Below are 21,369 nucleotides of genomic sequence, written 5' to 3'. Positions count from 1 at the left end.
TCAATGAAAAAATTAGCCATTTTAATTGTTCTGTTTTTAGTTTTGGGGTGTAATTCATCTTCGGAAAAGGAGGCACAAACTCTAACCTTAGAAGACGGATTTAAAAATCCGCCAAACGCAGCAAAAGCAAGAACTTGGTGGCATTGGATAAGTGGTAACGTCTCTAAATCTGGGATTACAAAAGATTTAGAGTCAATGAAATCAGTTGGCATCCAAGAAGCACAATTGTTTAACGTGCATTTAGGATTTCCAAAAGGCCCAGTAAAATATTTAAGCGAAGAATGGCTAGATTTATTCAAATTTTCTGCAGAAGAAGCCAAACGTTTGGGGCTAGAATTAGCGTTTCATAATAGTGCAGGTTGGTCTTCTTCTGGTGGGCCTTGGGTTACTGAAGAAAACGCGATGCAAACCGTAGTTTTTAGTGAATTAAATATTAAAGGCGGGAAAGAAATTAAAGTACAATTACCAAAACCCAAAACAAAATATGAATACTATAAAGACATTGCAGTTTTAGCATTTCCAAAACCCAAAGCAACTCAAAAAATAGAAGGTTTAGATTATAAAATATTGTCAGAACGTATTCGAAATCATTTATTACCAGATACCAAAGTGATTCCACAAGAATCAATTATTTCAAAAGAAATGGTTATCGATGTAACTTCTAAAGTTTCTAAAGATGGATTTTTAAATTGGGATGTACCAAAAGGCGAATGGATTATTTTAAGATTTGGACACACACCCATTGGAACTACAAATCGTCCTGCACCACCAGAAGCCAAAGGTTTGGAAGTGGATAAAATGAGTAAAAAAGCATTAGATGCGTATTGGGCAGGTGGCGTACAACCCATCATTGATAAACTGGGAGATTTAATAGGAACCACCGTTAACAATTGTTTAATTGATAGTTATGAGGTAGAAACCACAAACTGGACAGCTGGTTTTGAAACGCAATTTGAAAACTTAAGAGGTTACGATTTAACATCCTTTTTACCAATTTTAGCAGGATATTATGTAGAAAGTGGCGAAGTTTCAGAACGCTTTCTTTGGGATTTTAGAAGAACGATTGGCGATTTAATCGCAGAAAATTACTATGCGCATTTCGCAGAATTATGCCATAAAAACGGAATGAAATTTTCTGTAGAACCTTATTGGGGACCTTTTGATAATATGCAAGTAGGTGCTACAGGAGATATTGTAATGTGTGAATTTTGGAGTGGTGGTTATCCATTTTTTGATTCGGCGAAATTTGTGTCTTCAATTGCCCATTTAAATGGAAGTGCTATTGTTGGTGCAGAAGCATTTACTGGAATTGGTGGTTGGGACAAACACCCAGCAGAGATAAAATCAATTGGAGATCAAGCTTGGGCACAAGGCATTACACGTTTTATTTTTCATTCTTATGTACATCAACCTTGGGATGTTGCACCTGGTTTGGCATTAAGTTATCACGGATTTGATTTTAATAGAAATAATACTTGGTGGAATCAAGGAAAAGGATTTTTGGATTATATAGCACGTTCTCAATTCTTATTGCAACAAGGAAAAAATGTAGCTGATGTTCTAGTTTTTACAGGAGAATCTTCACCAAATACCGCATTTTTAAAACCTGAAATTAAAGCTATGGGTTTTGATTATGATTTGATTGGCGCCAATAAATTAAAAGACTTAACTGTTAAAAACGGAACAATTTATTCGTCTGTTGGAAATACATATAAGATTTTGGTATTGCCAGAATCTAGTTTTATAAAACCAGAAACTTTACAGAAAGTAAAAGAGTTGGCTGAAGGTGGAGCAATAGTTATTGGTAAACAACCATCACAATCGCCAAGTTTAACTAATTATCCTAATAATGATAAAGTTGTTGAAAATTATGTTGATGAATTATGGGGAAAAGATTTGGTAAAAGAGCATTCAATTGAAGCTTTGTTAAGCAACCAAATACCAGATTTTAAATTAGAAACTAGCGATAAATCGGACCTAAGTTTCATCCACAGAAAAACAGCTGATGCTGATATTTATTTTATCGCCAATGCTAGAAAAGAAGCAAGAGAAATTACAGCACGTTTTCGAGTTACTGGAAAGCAACCCGAACTGTGGAATTCAGAAACAGGTAAAATAAAAGATGTGGTGGTCTTCAAAGAAAATGAAGATGGAACAACTACAGTTCCGTTATCTTTAGGTATGGAAGAATCAGTTTTTATTGTATTTAAAAAGGCTACAAAAACAAACCATTTAACATCGGTTACAATGGAATTAGAACAACAAAAATCGGAGGCTCTTTCGAATTTAGAAGTCGTAAAAGCAGAATATGGTACCTTTTTACAAGAAGGGTTAATCGATATTACAGATAAAGTAAATAGTGCTATAAAAGATGACAAATTAGACTTTAAAATGTCTCGCGCATTTTGCGATTGTGATCCTGCAATGGGCTATAAGAAAGAGTTTAGAATGGAATACCAAATAGGAGAATCTATTCATCAAATTTATGCAGAAGAACGCGAGCATATAGAAATTGATGCAGAAGGTAAAACTTTAAAAGTGTTAAAAGCTGTATTCGGAAAGTTTAAAGCGGAAACCAAGGGTATTCCTCGAAATTATAAAACCTATGAGGTTACAAATAAAATTAAAGAACTAGTTTCAAACAATACTTTTGATATTTTGATTTCTGATACATTGATAGATAATCAAATTTCGAAAGGTGACAAAACCACTTTGAAAATTACTTACAAAACTGATGGAGAAGAACGCACGATGTTCATTCCTAAAGGGCAAATCCTAAAACTATCCAAAGATACATCAAAACAAGATTTGGTGTATACTGAAGATATTGTCCAATGGATAACACCAAATGCAGGTAAAATAACATATACAAAAGCATCAGGTGAAACAAAAACTATAGAAGTGAATTCTATACCAAAACTCATTGATTTATCAAATAACTGGAAAGTTGAATTTCCATCAGCTTCCAAAGAAAATATATATGAAAAATTTGAGGAGTTAATATCCTGGTCAAATCATAAAAACAAGAATATTCAACATTTTTCAGGAACAGCAACCTATACTAAAGAATTTGTATTGTCGGATGATGTATTACAATCAGATAAAAGTTTAGAACTCGATTTAGGAAGTGTTGCTGTAATTGCAGAAGTAATAGTGAATGGTAAAAAGGTTGTAACTTTATGGAAAGCACCTTTTAGAGTCAATATTGATGATTTTGTGAAAAAAGGAAAAAACACCTTAGAAGTAAAAGTTACCAATTTATGGCCAAATAGATTGATTGGAGATGAAAAATTAAAATTAGACTATCCAAGAAAAGGCAAAAGAGCAAAACCACTTCCAGATTGGTTAAAAGACAAAACAGAACGTCAATCAAAAAGAACAACATTTGTGAGTTGGAATCATTATAAAAAAAATGACGAATTATCAATTTCAGGATTGTTAGGTCCAGTTAAGATAATCAGTTCTATAACTAAAAATTTAAATACATTACAATGAGAAAAATTTTATTTTTATTAATAACGCTTAAAGGATTGTTGCTTTCAGCACAATCTTTACAACATCCTATCATTCACATAACTGCTGATGAACGTGCAGAGGTGTTAGATAAAATAAGTAAATATGGTTGGGCTCAATTTGCACAGAATGAACTAAAGAAAAATGTAGATGCTAAGGTTGCTGCTCATAAATCAAATCCAGCACAAACCATAAATGCAATTATTGCTTTGGCAAGTGATGATAATTTAAGTGAATCTCAAACTAGTAGTGCAAATTCAGCCCATTTTAAAGTATTGAGTTCAGCAGCACATGCAGGGATGCTTTACTATTTAACAGAAGATGAAGATTATGCTGAATATGCAGCTGATATAATTTGGCATTATTTTCAAGAATTAGCACCTAGAACTCCAGAAACTACAGCAATTTGTGGTAACTACTTTTACGATCCTAGAAGTACGTATCCTCATTTGGCATATGCCTATGATTTTATTTATAATTTTTTGAATACACAAGGTAGGCAAGTTTACGATAAAACTGCAGGAAAACGTATACCTTACAATAATGAAACAGCTCAAAAAGCGATGAAAAACGTTGTAGGAAATGCATTGTTAGAATCTGGAGGGAGAGATACTAAATATGGTAAATTGGTTTCCAATCACCCAATTCTTACAGCTCCTGGAGCTTTAGCAGCAATTTTATGTATTGATGATGATACAGAACGAGAGCGTTTATTTAATGTGTTTTGGAATACAGGTACAAGAAGACAAAATTCTTTCACCAAAACTGTAATGCCAATCTTTGGTGATCAAGGTATTTGGCCTGAGTCTACAAGCTATAGCTTCATGTCTCGAATTCAATTGGTGTTAAATATGGTAGATCGAATTAAGCCGGAATTAGACGTTATTACGAAATACAGAAATGTTTTAGATGGTGTGTTTTTGTTTGAAAACCTTCGTCATCCAAATAGATCTTATGTTCGTTATGGCGACTCAAAACGGTATAACGATGGTTCAAAATCTTTATATAGATATGTATTAAGTATTGCTAAAAGAAAAGGATTAACTGATTTACAAGATAAAGCAGAAACAGCACTGGCACAATATTACAACGCCGAAGGCGGACGAAATCAAGCTTTTGGCACTTCAGCTTTTGGTGGTCTAGATCATCTTAGTTTATTTTGGGGAGAAGAATTTCCATTGAATTCAACTCAGAAATTTGATTATAAACCTACTGTTATCGTAAAACATGCTGGTGTAGCACTTCAACGAAACTATACAGAAAATAATAACGAGTTATACGGTTTGTGTGGTATTATTGGTGGCGCGCATTATGTCCATTCACATGCAACAGGTATTACTATGGAGTTGTATGGATTAGGTGATATTATGGCGCCTAATGGAGGTATGCCTAAAACCGTTCCAGAACGTAAAATACCAATGCACACCAATTATTTTAGGCTTTATGCTGGGAACAACACTGTAATTGTGAATGGTACCTCCAAAGGAAGACAAAGTGGTTCTTGGTCAAGTAATTCTTATTTATGGCAAAATACCACTGTCAATATAGCAGCAGAACCAGCACATCTTGAAGATCCTTTAAGTCCAAATTTTAGTTTCGCAACTCAGTTTTTAGATGATAATATAAATAATAGCGACCAACAACGTACGTTAAGCACCATTAGAACCAGTCCAACAACGGCTTATTATTTTGATATGTTTCGTTCAAAGTCATTAAATACAAATAATTTTCATGATTATATTTATCATAATATAGGCGATGCTACAACTATTAAAACCATAGATGGTTCAACCCTTCCTGTTTCAACAACAAACCGTTATCAAAATGATATAGGAGATCCAGTAGAATCTCCTGGTTGGCGCTTTTTTGAAAATACCAAAGTTACAGAACCAACTAGTGGTGCTTTGTACATTCGTTTCGATTTAGAGGCAACTAATTCCTATATGAATATGTTTGCACCTGCTGGAGTTACTCGAGAATATACAAAGGCATTAGGGCCTGCAACTCGAGAAGCATTAAACGGATATGTAAATAAGAAAACACAAGTTTTAGCCATTAGGCAACTAGGTGAAGCTTGGGATAAACCCTATGTGTATATTTTTGAACCTTCAAAATCTACGAATACTAGTGTTAAATCGGTTTCACATATAATGAATGGTGATGTTATTGCAGGAGCAAAAGTGGTTTCAGAAGTGAATGGTTCTAAAATAATAGATTATATATTTTCTAACGATTCCAATACTTCTGTTTCTCATCTTGATATAGATTTTACAGGTGAATTTGGAATTGTGCGTACAGAATTAAAAGATGGAAAAACGAATGTCTCCCTGTATTTAGGAAAGGGAAGTACTTTGAAATTTCTTGACGAATCAATTACAGCGGATGCAGAAGGAAAAGCATACAAGGAATTTGTTTTAAATTATGAATATTTTTCTAATATACCTGCAAATAATTTTAGAATTGAAGTTAATGGCGAAACTTGTTCAGGAAAGAATAATGGAAAGATAACAATAAACGCATTAGAGAAATTCAACTATGAAGTTACATTAAATAATGTTAATTATGAGTTTACAAATCAAACAGTAATTGAAAACTTAACTCCTGGAAGCTATGATTTTTGTATTGGTATAAAAGGGAATGATTTTCAACAATGCTATCAAGTAGTTGTAGACGAAGCAGAATCTTTACAAGCTAAAATTAGTACCACTAAAAAAGGACAAGTAACTATTGATGTTGCCCAAGGTAAAGCACCTTATCAAGTAATCAAAAACGGACAATTATTGTTTAAAACAGAAGCAACTCATTTTATAGTTGATGCAGTACAAGGTGATGAAATCAAAATAAAGTCAGATGTTGAATGTCAAGGAACTATCTTATCAAAAGTAGATTTTCTTCAAGGAATTAAAGTTTATCCAAACCCAACATCAAATACTTTTACAGTTAATTCAAATGGTGCTGATTGGGAAACCTTGAGTATATATAACACTTTAGGAGTAAAAGTTTATTCAAATAACAAGGTTCAGAACCTATTAAATATCAATACAAAAGAACATAAAATGACGAGTGGAGTGTATTTTGTGATTATAAAAGACAAACAAGGAGAACAATTTACACAAAGGCTAATGATAAAATAAAGGGTATCAATTAAAATGACTAAAAAAAGATATATAATCAGCATTGCTCTTCTTGTACTTCTTTTGGCTTGTAAGTCTAGCAAAAAAGAGTTCTCAAATGATAGAGAGACACAAAAAGTAGATTACTTTGCAGACAATGGTTTTGGGAATACAGTGGCTATTGTCCAACATCCTTCAGGGGTATATCACAAAGGGGTTACTTATGTGGCTTATCAAGGTCCTTTAGAAGATCCTTATGTAGCCTCATATAACCACACAACTAAAGAATGGAAAGGGCCATTTAAAGCAGGTGTTAGCCAAATGGGTAAAGACCCAAATCGTAAAAAAAGGATAGATAATCATGGTAAACCTGCTTTACTTATTGATAAAGCAGGCTATATTCATATTGCTTTTGGAGGCCATGGAGGAACACGTGAAGATGGTCATAATCCTTTAGGAAACCATCATTATGGAAAAAATTTACATGCAGTTTCCAAAAAACCTTTAGACATTTCTGAATGGGAAACACTAGATAACATTTCTCTATTTGGTACTTACAGTCAGTTTGTAAAAATGGATAATGGCGATATCTACCTATTTTATCGTCATGGAGCACATAGAAGTGACTGGGTATATCAAAAATCTACAGACAATGGTAAAACATTTGGAGAACCTGTTTCTTTTTTAAAGCATAAAAGAAGAACTGAAATAGAAGCCGAAGATTCATGGTATCCATGGGTGAGTAGAGGTAATGGAGATGATATTATTGTAGCGTTTGATTATCATATTTGCAGAGACAATAAAAACGCTCAAGATCCACGAGGTCACATCCCAGAACGTCATAATTTGTATTACATGGTTTTTGACACCAAGACAGGAGAATGGAAGAATGTTAAAAACGAATCTTTAAAAATGCCATTAACCAAAGAAATGGCAGATGAAAAAACATTGGTAAAAGGGATAGCAAATGATTGGACGTTTCAAGGGATTACTGATGTAGATCCAAATGGAAATCCACATGTAGTTGTCTTAGTTGGACCAGATATTGGAGCAAAAAGAAGTGGTCCTAAGCGTTTACAACATTTTAGATGGGATGGAAATGCTTGGTTACAAAGCAAGAATTCAAATCTACCTAGAGGAAATGGCGATATAGAAGTAACATCAGCAACAGAAGTGAGTATTTATGTAGAAAGTGAAACTAATAATGATATTGGAGAAATTGCTAGATGGGATAGTTTTGATGGTGGCGATACTTTTAAAAAGAACCATATTTTTTTACAAAGAAAAAATTCTGGTTTTGTAATATCTGCTTTGATTGATAACCCTCACCCTGATGCGAGAATCATTGTAGGTGAGAAAGAAGAAGGATCAGATTTTAGAAAAATGTATTTGTTGGGAGATAATGGACCAATTAAAAGAAATAAAGAACAAACAATATTTGAAAAACAGACTATAAATCAAAATAAAAACTAAAAATCGAACTTAAAATGAATATTATTAGAAAATTATCTTTAGGACTACTTGCGTTAAGTATACTAATTTCTTGTGGAAAAGGAACTAAAAAAGAAACAGAAATAGGTTTAGTAAAAGCTGAAAATCAACCCAACATCGTTTTTATCTTATCTGATGACCAATCTTGGACAGATTACAGTTTTATGGGCGATGAAAATATTGAGACTCCAAGAATAGATCAATTTGCAAAAGAAAGTTTAACGTTTACAAGAAGCTATGTGCCAACACCTTTATGTTCGCCTTCTTTGGCAACAATTATAACAGGTTTGTATCCAAAAGATCATGGTATTATAGGTAATGATAAAGTTTACAAACGTGTAAAAGGTGATCGTTCAGCAAGTAAAAAAAATAGAGCAGAAGCCTACAAACCTGTTATTGCCGCTTTTGAAAAGCAAACAACATTGCCAGATATGTTAAAAGAAAAAGGCTATTTGTCTTTTCAAACAGGAAAATGGTGGCATGGAAACCACAAAGTAGGTGGTTTCGATTATGGAATGACACATGGAGACCCTAAAAGAGGGGGGCGTCATGGAGATTATGGTTTAAAAATAGGAAGAACAGGGCTAGATACTATTAACAATTATGTAGACTTGGCATTAAAACAAAAGAAACCTTTCTTTTTATGGTACGCACCTTTCTTGCCTCACAGACCACACACGCCACCAGCACGTTTGTACGAAAAATACAAAAAGAAAACAGACTCTGAACACCTAGCAAAATATTGGGCAATGATAGAGTGGTTTGATGAAACTTGTGGGCAATTATTTGATATGTTTGAAGAAAAAGGTTTAACTGAAAATACCCTTTTTGTATATGTTTGTGATAACGGATGGAGACAAAATCCAGATAAAAGTGGTTATATGTCAGACTCTAAACGTGCTCCTTATGATATGGGAATTCGTACACCAATTATGTACAAATGGGCAGGTAAGATAAAACCAGAAATGAACAAAACTACCATAACAAGTAGTATAGATATGGTGCCAACAGTATTGGATATTTTAAATATAGAAAAACCTAAAAACTTGCCAGGTGTTAGTGTGTTAGATAAAAAAGCATTAGAAGCTCGTAAAGGAATTTTTGGAGAAGTATACGCGCACGATTTTGATACTATAGAAAATAGCATGTATTACAACATGGCAATTTTTCCTCCTTATAAAATTATTGTTCCAGACCCAGTAAGAAAACCAAAAGAAAAAGTACAGTTGTTTAATATTGATGCAGATCCTTTTGAGAAGAATAACATTGCTAATGAAAACCCTGAAATTGTTTTGAAATTAAAAGATAAAATAAAAGCCTTTAGATCTAAATAATATCGTTTTTTTGATAAAAACGATATAAGTACTAGCAAAAAATTCAAGATATGAAACCATATTTTAGAACATTACTTTTTTTAACACTCTGTAGCTTTATTACATCATCTTTACTTTCTGCAAACGATTTGTTGCAAAATAGTTATTTAAGAAAAGGTATGAGTTTAAACGGAAGGTGGCACTATATAGTTGATGTTTATGAAACAGGATACTTTAACTACAGAATGGAACCTCATGATGGTTCAGAAAACCCAGGTTCTAGTGCTTATTTTTTAAATAAAAAACCAAAAAATAAAACAGATAGAGTAGAATACGACTTTGATACTGCCCCAACGATGTTAGTGCCAGGTGATTGGAATTCTCAAAAAGAAAAACTTTTCTATTACGAAGGGACTGTTTGGTATAAAAAATCTTTTAATATCGAAGATTTTAATAGCTCTAAACGTTATTATATACATTTTGGAGCAGTAAATTACAGAGCAGATGTATATCTAAATGGTAAAAAATTAGGAGTTCATAAAGGCGGGTTTACACCATTTAATTTTGAAATGACACATCTTTTAAAAGAAAAAGACAATTTTATTATTGTAAAGGTTGATAACAAACGTGCTGCAGATGAAGTACCAACATTGAGTACAGATTGGTGGAATTATGGAGGTATAACAAGAGATGTAACAGTTTATGAATTGGGTAACACCTTTATAGAGGATTATAAAATTCAATTAGACAAATCAAATAACAAATATGTTACAGGTTATGTACAGTTAAATGGAAGTACAAAAGCTTCAAAAAGGGTAACTATTGAGATTCCAGAGTTAAAGCTTCAAAAACAAGTTACTACAGATAATAATGGGTATGCTAAAGTATCTTTTCCTATTAAAAAAGTAACATACTGGAGTGATAAAAATCCAAAATTGTACGATGTCAAAATTTCTACCGTTGAAGATCAAGTAGTAGATAATATTGGATTTAGAACCATAGAAACAAAAGGTACAAATATTTTATTAAATGGCAAGAAAGTCTTCCTTAAAGGAATTTCAATACATGAAGAAAATGTAATACGGGGTGGTAGAGCTTGGTCTATAGAAGATGCTAGAGTTTTATTAGGTTGGGCTAAGGAATTAGGATGTAATTATGTGCGTTTAGCACATTATCCTCACAATGAAAATATGATACGTTTGGCAGATCAAATGGGCATACTCGTATGGGAAGAAATACCCGTATATTGGACCATTCAATGGACAAACCCAGAAACATACAAGAAAGCAGAGAAGCAGTTAAAAGAGCTAATTCATAGAGATAAAAATAGAGCATCGGCTATTATTTGGTCTATGGCAAATGAAACCCCAACTTCTAACGAACGTCTCGTTTTTTTAACCAATCTTGCTAAAACTGCAAGAAAGTTAGATGATACAAGGTTAATTAGTGCTGCTTTAGAAGATCATGGTAGAAAAGACAATAAAAATATTATGATTGTGGAGGATGAATTTGCTCAAGTAGTCGATATTTTAAGCTTTAATCAGTATTATGGCTGGTATGGTGGTACAGTAGAGAATATAAAAAATATAAGATGGGAAATAGATATTAATAAGCCTGTAATTATTTCGGAGTTTGGTGCAGGGGCATTACAAGGCTATCACGCAGATAAGATGACACGATGGAGTGAAGAATTTCAAGAATTATTATATGAAGAAACCTTACCAACTTTAGCTAAAATTCCTGGAATAAGTGGCATGACTCCTTGGACTTTAGTTGATTTTAGAAGTCCACGTAGAATGTTAATTCCTTATCAAAATGGGTGGAATAGAAAAGGATTAATATCGGAAACAGGAAATAAGAAAAAAGCGTTTTATACACTTCAAAAGTTTTATAAAAACGTAAAACAAAAATAGATGACAATGAAAAAAATAGTTCTAGTTTTAACTGTTATAAGTTTAGTGTTGAGTTCTTGTAAATCAGATGATAAAAAAGCTAAAGCAGCTAAACCTAATGTACTTTTTATAGCTGTTGATGATTTAAACAATTGGATTAGTCCAATTCAAAATTTTTCAAACGTAAAAACCCCCAATTTTCATAGATTGGCAAAAATGGGAGTTACGTTTACTAACGCCCATGTACAAGCTCCTTTGTGTGGTCCTTCACGAGCATCCTTAATGACGGGTTTGCGACCTTCAACAACGGGTATCTATGGCATGACACCAGATAATAAAATCCGAAGAGCAGGAAATAAAGCCACAAACGATATTACATTTTTGCCAGAATATTTTGAGCAAAATGGATATCACACTATGGGTATTGGAAAATTATTTCATATTCATGCTCCTGATAGCGTTTTTAATGAATCTGGAGGACGTGTTAGAGGTTTTGGTCCATATCCAAAAAAACGTTTTGTTTGGGATGGTTTTGGAACATCAAAATCTAAAAAAGAGAAATATGGCAGAACCAGTACAGATTGGGGCGCCTTTCCAGAAAAAGATTCATTAATGCCAGATCATCAATCTGTAAATTGGGTTACAGAACGTTTACATAAAGATTATGACAAACCATTTTTTATGGGCCTTGGTTTTTTACGTGTGCATGTACCATTATATGTGCCTCAAAAATGGTTCGATTTATATCCTTTAGAAGACATTCAAACACCACCTTATAAATCAGATGACTTAAATGATATTCCGCCTGTTGGAATGCAAATTAACGATTTACCCATGATGCCATCTACAGAATGGGCAAAAGAAAGTGGCGAATGGAAAAAAATTGTGCAAGCTTATTTGGCTTGTATTAGTTATGTAGATTATGAGTTGGGTAGAGTTTTAGACGCTTTAGAAAATAGTAAATATGCAGATAATACTGTAATTGTTTTATGGTCTGATCATGGTTACAGATTAGGAGAAAAAGGTACGTTTGCAAAACACGCACTTTGGGAAACTGCCACAAAAGCTCCATTGCTATTTGCTGGACCAGACTTACCAAAAGGAAAGAAAATTGACGCTCCTGTAGAAATGCTGTCTATTTATCCAACTTTATTAGAATTAAGTGGATTACCTGCTTACCAGAGAAATGAAGGGTACAGTTTAGTGGATATGATGCAACAAGATAAAGGACTTGCAGAAGCTAAAGCCATTACAACTTTTGGAATGAATAACCATGCTATTAAGATGAATGGATATAGATACATTCAATACGAAGATGGAAAAGAAGAGTTTTACGATCATAATTCAGATCCAAATGAATGGAATAATGAAGCAGGAAATCCAAAATATAAGGCTCAAATAGAAAAGATGAAAGGTTTTTTACCTAAGGTAAATTCTAAATGGGATGCTAGTTCAAATTATACATTTCAGCCTTATTTTGTCGAACAAAAAGCTAGAGTTAATGGTAAATAGGTATCTATAAAAATAGCAAAAGGATTAAAAAATTAAATAAAGAAAATGTTCATTCAAAAAAAACACATAAAAAAGTACCTCTATTTTTTATGTGTTTTTTTGTGCAATAGTTTTTTAGCTCAAAACCCAATCTTAAAAGGATTGGGCGTTTCAGATCCTCATGTTCGCGTTTTTAATGACACAATTTATTTGTATTCTGGTCATGATGCAAGTCCCAAAGATAAAACCTGGGTGATGAAAGACTGGCGCGTTTTTTCATCAACAGATTTACTCAATTGGTCATTACAAACTACTATTAGTCCAAAAGACAATTATATGGACGATAATAGCACTGATTGTTGGGCAGGTGATGCAGCCAGCAGAAACGGAAACTATTATTTTTACTTCTCAGACAGAAAACGTGGAGTTGGGGTGATGTCTGCTAAATATCCCGCAGGAAATTTTAAAGACGCTTTAGGAAAGCCATTGGTAGCTCCAATGCATGATCCTACTATTTTAATTGATGATGATGCTCGTAAAACTCCCTATTTAATTTATGGCGATAAAGAAGGAGGAGGCTTTCATATTACAAAATTAAATGAGGATATGATTTCTGTAGCAGAAACGCCAAAACCAATCCAAATTATTGGTGATGCTTGGAATAAAGCACCACATTGGATGGATAAAAACTACATCTTTAAACACAAAGACACCTATTATTTAAGTTGGGGAAGAGATTATGCAATTTCTAAAAATATTTATGGACCTTACCATTGTGTTGGAACTGTTGGAAATGGATACAATTTAAGTGAGTATGCTCATGGAAGTTTTTTCAATTGGAAAGGACAATTTTATCATATTTGGTGTTATTACCTCAAAAAAGGATTCAAATTTAGAGAGTCTATCATTACCTATTGTCATATAGATGATGATGGTGAAATTGTAACAGATACTAATTTTTTAGATCAACATTTTAAAAATGGAGTGGGGCAATACAATGCTTCTTGGGATAAAATTGAAGCAGAATGGTTTTACGAAAAGTCAGCTTCAACAATACTTAAAACGGGAACTAAAGTAAATGGTTTTGCAGTCTCAAACCTTAAAAATGGAGATTGGATAAAATTTTCTAATCTAACGTTTGATAAAAAATATAAAAAAATAATTGCAAGTATTGTATTTAAAGGTAAAAAAGGAACGTTAGAAATTAGAACAAAAAGTCCGAAAGGTAAGTGTATTGGAAAATTAAAATTAACAACTAAAAATCAATTACATACTTTTCAAAAAGTAGCGTCTAAAATAAATAATAGTATAGAAAAGACGGATGTATACTTAGTTTTTAAGGCAAAAAAAGATAGCCTGCTAAAACTAGATTGGTTCAAATTTGAATAAATTCATAAAGTAAATTTTAAAAGGCTTGACTGTATTATTGGCTTTTTTTCAGTATTGTTATCATGCTTTCGTTCAAAACAAAAAAAGAAATAAAAAAATAGACAATCTAAATAATATTAATCCTAAAACAAAAAAATAAATGAACCCATTTCTAAAAATAACAACAGTTGTTTTTATAATAGTACCACTATTTACATACGCTCAAAAAAATAAAGAAAAAATACCAAAACCCAATATTGTACTTGTTTTTGCTGATGATTTAGGTTGGACAGACATAAGCACAGGAAATACAAACAAAAACAATGGTTCTAAAATTTATAAAACACCTGTAATAGACAAATTAGCCTCTCAAGGTATGTCTTTTACCAATGCCTATGCCAACCAAAATTGTGCACCATCAAGAGCTGCGTTAATTAGTGGGCAATATGCTACAGGTATAGAAAACCAGGTGTATAATGTAGGTTCTTTAAAAAGACAAGACAAAAGAACTAAAGGATTTCCTAATGTACTCATAGAACCATTTAAGCAAAAAAAGGTAATTGCAGAAGATGGAATTAATATTTTTGATGTATTAAAAACAAAAGGATATCGAACTGCTTTAGTAGGGAAAAGTCACGGAACACCACATCCTTTAAAGGGCGATTTTGGTATTGATTTACCAGCAGATATTCATCATATTATTGCAGCGCCTATTAACGGAAAAAGAACTAAATCTTTTTATTTAGCGTTGAATTCTGATAAAAAAGGATGGACGTTTAATTCGGAGTTTGTAGATAAATACGCAAATCCTTATGATGAAGAATATATCAACACCATTTTAAAACCTTATAAAAGTCAAGGAAATCTAACGCTTTTAAAAGGAACTCCAAAACACCTTACAGATGCTATTGGAGATTTTTCTGTAGATTATATTAAAAAAAACGCAAATGCTGAAAATCCCTTCTTTTTGTATGTGCCATTTCACGCTGTACATTCTGATGTTACAGGAAGAAAAGATTTAACTCAAAAGTATTTAAAAAGAGGTTTAAAACCAAGAATTGCAGAATATGCTTCTATGATTGAATTGTTAGACCAAAATGTTGGAAAAATAAACAATGCTTTAAAAGATCCTAATGGAGATGGAAAAGATGATGATGATATTACTAATAATACAATTTTTATATTTTATTCTGATAATGGAGGCCTATTTAATAATTCACCTTTAAAAGGTAAAAAAGGAAACTTAACTGAAGGAGGTCTTAGAGTGCCTTTAATTTTTAGATATCCAAATGTGATTCCTGAAAACACAGTTACTAATCAAGCAGTGCATTGTATTGATTTTTTACCAACCTTAGCAGCCTTAACAGATGTAGATGTTACATCACTGAAAAAGAAAGATGGGAGCAAACCAAAATATGATGGTGCTTCTTTTGCTAAAATTCTAACAGGAAAAGAAAAAAGAATCTCGAGAGAAAATTTGTTTTGGCATTTACCAGGATATATGGATGAACGTTTTTCTCCATCAACTTTGATGCAAAAAAGAATTGAAAATGAGTATTACAAATTGTTTTATTTTTATGAAACAGATGAATTTGAAATGTATAATATCACAAAAGATATTTCTGAAAAAAGAAATATTTTAGAGAATCCAACATCAATAGAAATAGAAATTGCTTTGCAAATGAATGCTGATATGTTGGCTTGGTTAAAAACCAATAAGGCACCAACAGGAACTTGGCTAAAAAATGGAGAGAAAGTGCCTTATCCTAAATTAAATGGAGTTGAGAAATATAAATAATAATTACAAATACCTTAAAAAATGAAAAGACTTTTAGTATTTACACTTAGTGCATCAATTTTATTATTGTCTTGTAAAACAGTAAAGAAGGAGATTGCTATAAATACAGATAAAAAACCAAAAAACATCTTATTTATTGCTGTTGATGATTTACGTCCAGAGCTCAATTTTTACGGAGCTAATCATATCAAATCGCCAAACTTAGATCAACTAGCAAGTGAAAGCTTAGTATTTAACAAAGCGTATTGTAATATTCCTGTTTGTGGAGCTTCAAGAGCAAGTTTATTAACAGGTATGAGACCAACTAGAAATCGGTTTATAACAGCACATACCTCAAAAGATAAACAAGTACCTAATGCAAAATCTCTTCCTTTTCTTTTAAAAGAGAATGGCTACACAACCATTTCTAACGGTAAAATTTATCATTATAATAAAGATGATGTTGCTGCTTGGGACGAAATGTGGCAACCAGATAAACTTTGGAGTTATGCATTGCCAGAAAGTCAAGAAATTAGAAAAAACACCAAAAGAGGATTGCCTTTTGAAGTTGCAGAAGTGCATGATTCTGTATATAGAGATGGAAAATTAGCGTTAAAAGTAATTCAAGATTTAAAAAAACTAAAGCAATCAAATCAACCCTTTTTTCTAACAATGGGTTTAATGAAACCACACCTTCCATTTACAGCCCCAAAAAAGTATTGGGATTTATATGATAGAAATCAAATTGAATTACCTGAAAGCTATATTCAACCAAAAACAACTCCAAAACAAGCATTTCACAGATATGGGGAGTTAAGGAATTACGAAAATATTCCTAAAAAAGGGCATTTGCCTGATGATTTGGCAAAAGAACTCATTCACGGATATTATGCTTGTGTAAGTTATATAGATGCACAAATTGGTTTAGTTTTAGATGAATTAAAACGTTTGGAATTAGAAGACGATACTATTGTAGTTTTATGGGGAGATCATGGTTGGAATTTAGGCGACCATAAATTATGGTGCAAGCATGTTACGTTTGAAACTGCTTTAAGAACGCCATTAATCATTAAAGTTCCAGGAAAAACTAAAGGAACAAAAACAGAAGCCATTACAGAATATATCGATATCTATCCTAGCCTTGTAGAGTTAGTAGGTTTGGAATCACCAAATACTTTAGATGGTAAAAGTTTTGTGCCAATTTTAGAAGGAAAAGAACCTCAAAAAGATTGGGCAGTTAGCAAATTTAAAGATGCAGTTACGCTAATTAAGGGCGATTTATTTTACACAGAGTGGACAAAAGATGATGGTGTTGCTTATGCCAGAATGTTATTCGACCATAAAACAGATCCTTTAGAATTAGATAATTTAGCTGAAAAGCCAGCATATCAAGAAAAAGTAAAAGCACTTGCTTTAGAATTAAGAAAAAAATGGGGTAAAGATTTCTTAACAAAATAAATTACTAAAAATGAAATTATTAAGAGCAAGTATTTTAGTAGTATTGTTTTTTATTTCTTGTAAAAGTGATAAAAAAGAAGCGAATAGTATTGATGTAAAAAAACCAATGAATATCCTATTTATTGCGGTTGATGACTTACGTCCAGAACTCAATTTTTACGGAGCAAAACACATCAAATCGCCAAACTTAGATCAACTAGCAGGTGAAAGCTTAGTATTTAATAGAGCGTATTGTAACGTTCCTGTTTGTGGTGCATCAAGAGCGAGTTTATTAACAGGTATGAGACCAACAAGAAATCGTTTTATAAACTATAAAACGAGAGCAGATGTAGATGTGCCTTATGCTATTTCTTTACCAAAGCTTTTAAAACAAAATGGTTACACAACAATTTCAACAGGTAAAATTTACCATACTAATGAAGATGATAGCCTTTCTTGGAATGAAAGATGGTTTCCAAAAGGAAATATTCGAAACTATCAATTAGAAAAAAATATAGTGGAAAATGGTAAAGCCAATTTAGCTATGGGAGGTGCCAGTGCTTTTGAAATGGCAGCTGTAAATGATACTGCTTATTTTGATGGTAAAATAGCTCAAAAAGGAATTGCTGATTTAAAGAAACTTAAAAATAGTAAACAACCTTTCTTTTTGGCATTGGGTTTTATGAAGCCGCATTTACCATTCAACTCACCAAAAAAATATTGGGATTTATATGATAGAAATCAAATTGAATTACCAGAAAGTTATCTCCAACCAAAAACGACACCCAAAAAAGCATTTCACAACTTTGGTGAGCTACGTAATTATGGAAACATCCCCAGAAAAGGTCAAATTTCTAATGATTTGGCAAAAGAATTGATTCACGGTTATTATGCATGTGTAAGTTATGTTGATGCTCAAATTGGCTTGGTTTTAGACGAATTAAAACGTTTAGAATTAGAAGACGATACTATAGTAATTTTATGGGGAGATCATGGTTGGAACTTAGGTGACCATAAATTGTGGTGCAAGCATGTTACGTTTGAAACTGCTTTAAGAACGCCATTAATCATTAAAGTTCCAGGAAAAACTAAAGGAACAAAAACAGAAGCCATTACAGAATATATCGATATCTATCCTAGCCTTGTAGAGTTAGTAGGTTTGGAATCACCAAATACATTAGATGGTAAAAGTTTTGTGCCAATTTTAGAAGGAAAAGAACCTCAAAAAGATTGGGCAGTTAGCAAATTTAAAGATGCTGTAACTTTAATTAAAGGCGATTTATTTTATACAGAGTGGACAAAAGATGATGGTGTTGCTTATGAAAGAATGTTATTTGACCATAAAACAGACCCTTTAGAATTAGATAATCTAGCTGAAAAGCCAGCATATCAAGAAAAAGTAAAAGCACTGGCTTTAGAATTAAGAGAAAAATGGGGTAAAGATTTCTTAACCAAATAAACTACTAAAAATGAAAGTATTAAAAGTAAGTGTTTTAATAGTATTGTTTTTTATTTCTTGTAAAAGTGATAAAAAAGAAACGAATAGTATTGAGGTTAAAAAACCAATGAATATCCTATTTATTGCAGTAGATGATTTACGTCCTGAACTCAATTTTTACGGAGTAAAACATATTAAATCTCCAAACTTAGATAAATTAGCTAGTGAGAGTTTAGTATTTAATAAGGCGTATTGCAATGTACCCGTTTGTGGTGCTTCTAGAGCTAGTTTACTTACTGGTATGCGTCCAACAAGACATCGTTTTATAAGTTATAAAACCAGAGCAGATAAAGATGCTAAGCATGCCATATCATTACCTATGCTTCTTAAAAAAAATGGATACAATACCATTTCAAACGGCAAAATATTTCACCATCAACAGGATAATAGCTTAGCTTGGAATAGCATTTGGTTTCCAGAAGGCAATATTCGCGATTATCAACTTGAACAAAATAAATTAGTTACAGAAAAAACAGGCTATGGGTATCCTGTTGAAAATGTAGATGTAAATGATGGGGCATATTTTGATGGTAAAATAGCGAATAAAGGTATTGAAAATCTAAAAAAACTAAGAAATAGTAAAAAACCATTTTTTCTAGCATTGGGTTTTATGAAACCACATTTACCTTTTAATGCACCAAAAAAATATTGGGATTTATACAATAGAGAAAATATAGAACTTCCAGAAAGCTACGTACAACCAAAAACAACACCTAAACAAGCATTTCATAATTACGCTGAGTTACGAAGATATAGTGGCATACCAAAAAAAGGGCATTTACCCAATGAACTTGCAAAAGAATTAATTCATGGTTATTATGCTTGTGTAAGCTATTTAGATGCACAAATAGGAAGCGTGCTAAAAGAACTAGAAGATTTAGGTTTGGCCGAAAACACAACAGTTATTCTATGGGGCGATCATGGTTGGAATTTAGGAGACCATAAACTATGGAGCAAACATTCTACATTTAAAACGGCTTTAAAAGCACCATTATTAATTAAAGTACCAGGAAAAACAAGTGGAGAAACCACAGGTGCTATTACAGAGTATATAGATATTTACCCAAGTTTAGCGGAATTGGCAGGCATAAAACTTCCAGATACTGTTCCGGGCAAAAGTTTTATTCCTATAGTTAATGGCGCAAAACCTAAAAAGGATTGGGCAATTAGCAAATACAAAGACGCAGTAACATTAATAAAAGGCGATTTGTTTTATACAGAATGGACAAAGGACGATGGTATTGCTTACGCAAAAATGTTGTTCGACCATAAAACAGATCCTTTAGAATTAGATAATTTAGCTGAAAAGCCAGCATATCAAGAAAAAGTAAAAGCACTGGCTTTAGAATTAAGAGAAAAATGGGGAGAAGATTTTCTTTCTAAAAACTAAAAACGATCTATAAGAATGAGAAATATAGTTGCACTAATACTATTAACAGTACTGATAACAAATTGTAATTCATTAAAAACAAATAAAATACAATCTAAAGAGGTTGTTAAAAAATCAAAAGAAAAACAACCCATCGTTATACAATTTATTATAGATGGATTGATGAAAGACGCAGCAGAAACTGCTATTGCATCTGGAGCAAAAAACTTAAAATATTTTGCAGAAAATGGCGTAGTTGTAGAAGATGCCTATTCTAATAGTCCAGTTGGTAGAGTTAAATTACCAGATGGAAGTGAACCTTGGAGAGGAGCATCACCCCCAAATATTGGCATGCACACAGGAACTCACGTTTTTGAAACACAAGAATTAGATGATATTTTTTTATCAGCCAAAAGAAAGGGTATAAAATCCGTTTATGTAGGTGGACATACTTTATATGATGTTTTTACAACCTCAGATATTCATTATGCTGAAATTATGCCAGATCAAAAAGTTGTAGATCTTGGGATAAAACACATTAAAGAAGATGGAGTAAGGTTGGTGCGCTTGCATTTGCAAGAAATTAGAAGTTCTTGGAAAGGACCAGAAGGGAAAACCAATCCAAATTCTAAATACATTAAAGCCATTTTAAATGCAGATGCTCAATTAGGAAAATTGGTAACCTTCTTAAAAAATGAAGAATTATGGGAAACAGCATATTTCATCATTTCTGCAGACCATGGAATGGGAACTTTAAGAAAAAGCAATCACCTTTCAGAGCAATTGTCTTCATGGCAAATTTATATGAATTTTTATGGGCCTAAAGTAAAAAAAGGAGCCATAATTCCATATGCAGAATCTCCAGACATCGCTTTAGTAACCAATCATTTTATGGGGCTAGAGCCATTAAAAGGGTATACATCAAATGTAGAAAGTCTTAAAAATATAAAAACCACAGGTATTTTTCTAGAAAATATTTTTGAAGGAAATTCTGATAATTTAGAACATCCACAATGGATAAAAACCTACCTTGATAAAAATGCAGGCTCTCCTCCAAATGATTATTTACATTATAGAGAGGCAATGCTTAAATTTATCAATAATTAA

12 protein-coding genes are annotated in these 21,369 nt (G+C 32.4%); all 12 read left to right on the top strand.

Annotated features, from left to right (window positions below):
• The first annotated feature begins 3 nt into the window (after nt 1-3).
• The 12 genes from FP421_RS14095 to FP421_RS14040 all read left to right on the top strand — a co-directional run bounded on the left by FP421_RS14095 (nt 4) and on the right by FP421_RS14040 (nt 21,369).
• Complete coding sequence (locus tag FP421_RS14095; RefSeq protein ID WP_159951682.1) at nt 4-3,495, top strand: glycosyl hydrolase; 3,492 nt, start codon at nt 4-6, stop codon at nt 3,493-3,495.
• Nucleotides 3,492-6,647, top strand: coding sequence for a T9SS type A sorting domain-containing protein (locus FP421_RS14090; RefSeq protein ID WP_159951680.1), 3,156 nt, complete (start codon nt 3,492-3,494; stop codon nt 6,645-6,647). The genes FP421_RS14095 and FP421_RS14090 overlap by 4 nt, the downstream gene beginning before the upstream one ends.
• A 15-nt stretch (nt 6,648-6,662) precedes the next feature.
• The gene (locus FP421_RS14085; RefSeq protein ID WP_159951678.1) at nt 6,663-8,099 is read left to right on the top strand and encodes a BNR-4 repeat-containing protein; all 1,437 of its coding nucleotides are present in this window, start codon (nt 6,663-6,665) and stop codon (nt 8,097-8,099) included.
• Nucleotides 8,100-8,113: 14 nt separating this feature from the next.
• Nucleotides 8,114-9,451 carry a sulfatase-like hydrolase/transferase gene (locus FP421_RS14080; protein WP_159951676.1) on the top strand — a complete coding sequence of 446 codons (1,338 nt, stop codon included), beginning with the start codon at nt 8,114-8,116 and terminating at the stop codon, nt 9,449-9,451.
• A 50-nt stretch (nt 9,452-9,501) separates the two neighbouring features.
• Nucleotides 9,502-11,343 (top strand): glycoside hydrolase family 2 protein, encoded by a 1,842-nt coding sequence (locus FP421_RS14075; protein WP_159951674.1) that lies wholly within the window; start codon nt 9,502-9,504, stop codon nt 11,341-11,343.
• Nucleotides 11,344-11,349: 6 nt separating this feature from the next.
• Entirely contained in the window at nt 11,350-12,834 is a 1,485-nt protein-coding gene (locus FP421_RS14070; RefSeq protein WP_159951672.1) for a sulfatase, read from the top strand.
• Between the two features lie 45 nt (nt 12,835-12,879).
• Nucleotides 12,880-14,202 (top strand): family 43 glycosylhydrolase, encoded by a 1,323-nt coding sequence (locus tag FP421_RS14065; RefSeq protein ID WP_159951670.1) that lies wholly within the window; start codon nt 12,880-12,882, stop codon nt 14,200-14,202.
• A gap of 139 nt (nt 14,203-14,341) precedes the next feature.
• The gene (locus FP421_RS14060) at nt 14,342-15,979 is read left to right on the top strand and encodes a sulfatase-like hydrolase/transferase (RefSeq protein ID WP_159951668.1); all 1,638 of its coding nucleotides are present in this window, start codon (nt 14,342-14,344) and stop codon (nt 15,977-15,979) included.
• Nucleotides 15,980-16,000: 21 nt separating this feature from the next.
• Nucleotides 16,001-17,416 carry a sulfatase gene (locus FP421_RS14055; RefSeq protein ID WP_159951666.1) on the top strand — a complete coding sequence of 472 codons (1,416 nt, stop codon included), beginning with the start codon at nt 16,001-16,003 and terminating at the stop codon, nt 17,414-17,416.
• A gap of 10 nt (nt 17,417-17,426) precedes the next feature.
• The gene (locus FP421_RS14050) at nt 17,427-18,854 is read left to right on the top strand and encodes a sulfatase (RefSeq protein WP_159951664.1); all 1,428 of its coding nucleotides are present in this window, start codon (nt 17,427-17,429) and stop codon (nt 18,852-18,854) included.
• A gap of 10 nt (nt 18,855-18,864) precedes the next feature.
• Nucleotides 18,865-20,283, top strand: coding sequence for a sulfatase (locus FP421_RS14045; protein ID WP_159951662.1), 1,419 nt, complete (start codon nt 18,865-18,867; stop codon nt 20,281-20,283).
• Nucleotides 20,284-20,298: 15 nt separating this feature from the next.
• The gene (locus FP421_RS14040) at nt 20,299-21,369 is read left to right on the top strand and encodes an alkaline phosphatase family protein (protein WP_159951660.1); all 1,071 of its coding nucleotides are present in this window, start codon (nt 20,299-20,301) and stop codon (nt 21,367-21,369) included.

This window comes from Polaribacter septentrionalilitoris, from assembly GCF_009832745.1.
Lineage (GTDB): Bacteria > Bacteroidota > Bacteroidia > Flavobacteriales > Flavobacteriaceae > Polaribacter > Polaribacter septentrionalilitoris.
The sequence above is the reverse complement of the archived record's forward strand: the minus strand, read 5'-3'. Positions and strand labels throughout refer to the sequence as shown.

Bases quoted from the DNA above. Each gene is read 5' to 3' on its own strand.
- FP421_RS14055 (WP_159951666.1), top strand. From the start codon at position 16,001: ATGAAAAGACTTTTAGTATTTACACTTAGTGCATCAATTTTATTATTG.
- FP421_RS14060 (WP_159951668.1), top strand. From the start codon at position 14,342: ATGAACCCATTTCTAAAAATAACAACAGTTGTTTTTATAATAGTACCA.
- FP421_RS14070 (WP_159951672.1), top strand. From the start codon at position 11,350: ATGAAAAAAATAGTTCTAGTTTTAACTGTTATAAGTTTAGTGTTGAGT.
- FP421_RS14045 (WP_159951662.1), top strand. From the start codon at position 18,865: ATGAAAGTATTAAAAGTAAGTGTTTTAATAGTATTGTTTTTTATTTCT.
- FP421_RS14065 (WP_159951670.1), top strand. From the start codon at position 12,880: ATGTTCATTCAAAAAAAACACATAAAAAAGTACCTCTATTTTTTATGT.
- FP421_RS14080 (WP_159951676.1), top strand. From the start codon at position 8,114: ATGAATATTATTAGAAAATTATCTTTAGGACTACTTGCGTTAAGTATA.
- FP421_RS14095 (WP_159951682.1), top strand. From the start codon at position 4: ATGAAAAAATTAGCCATTTTAATTGTTCTGTTTTTAGTTTTGGGGTGT.
- FP421_RS14050 (WP_159951664.1), top strand. From the start codon at position 17,427: ATGAAATTATTAAGAGCAAGTATTTTAGTAGTATTGTTTTTTATTTCT.
- FP421_RS14085 (WP_159951678.1), top strand. From the start codon at position 6,663: ATGACTAAAAAAAGATATATAATCAGCATTGCTCTTCTTGTACTTCTT.
- FP421_RS14075 (WP_159951674.1), top strand. From the start codon at position 9,502: ATGAAACCATATTTTAGAACATTACTTTTTTTAACACTCTGTAGCTTT.
- FP421_RS14090 (WP_159951680.1), top strand. From the start codon at position 3,492: ATGAGAAAAATTTTATTTTTATTAATAACGCTTAAAGGATTGTTGCTT.
- FP421_RS14040 (WP_159951660.1), top strand. From the start codon at position 20,299: ATGAGAAATATAGTTGCACTAATACTATTAACAGTACTGATAACAAAT.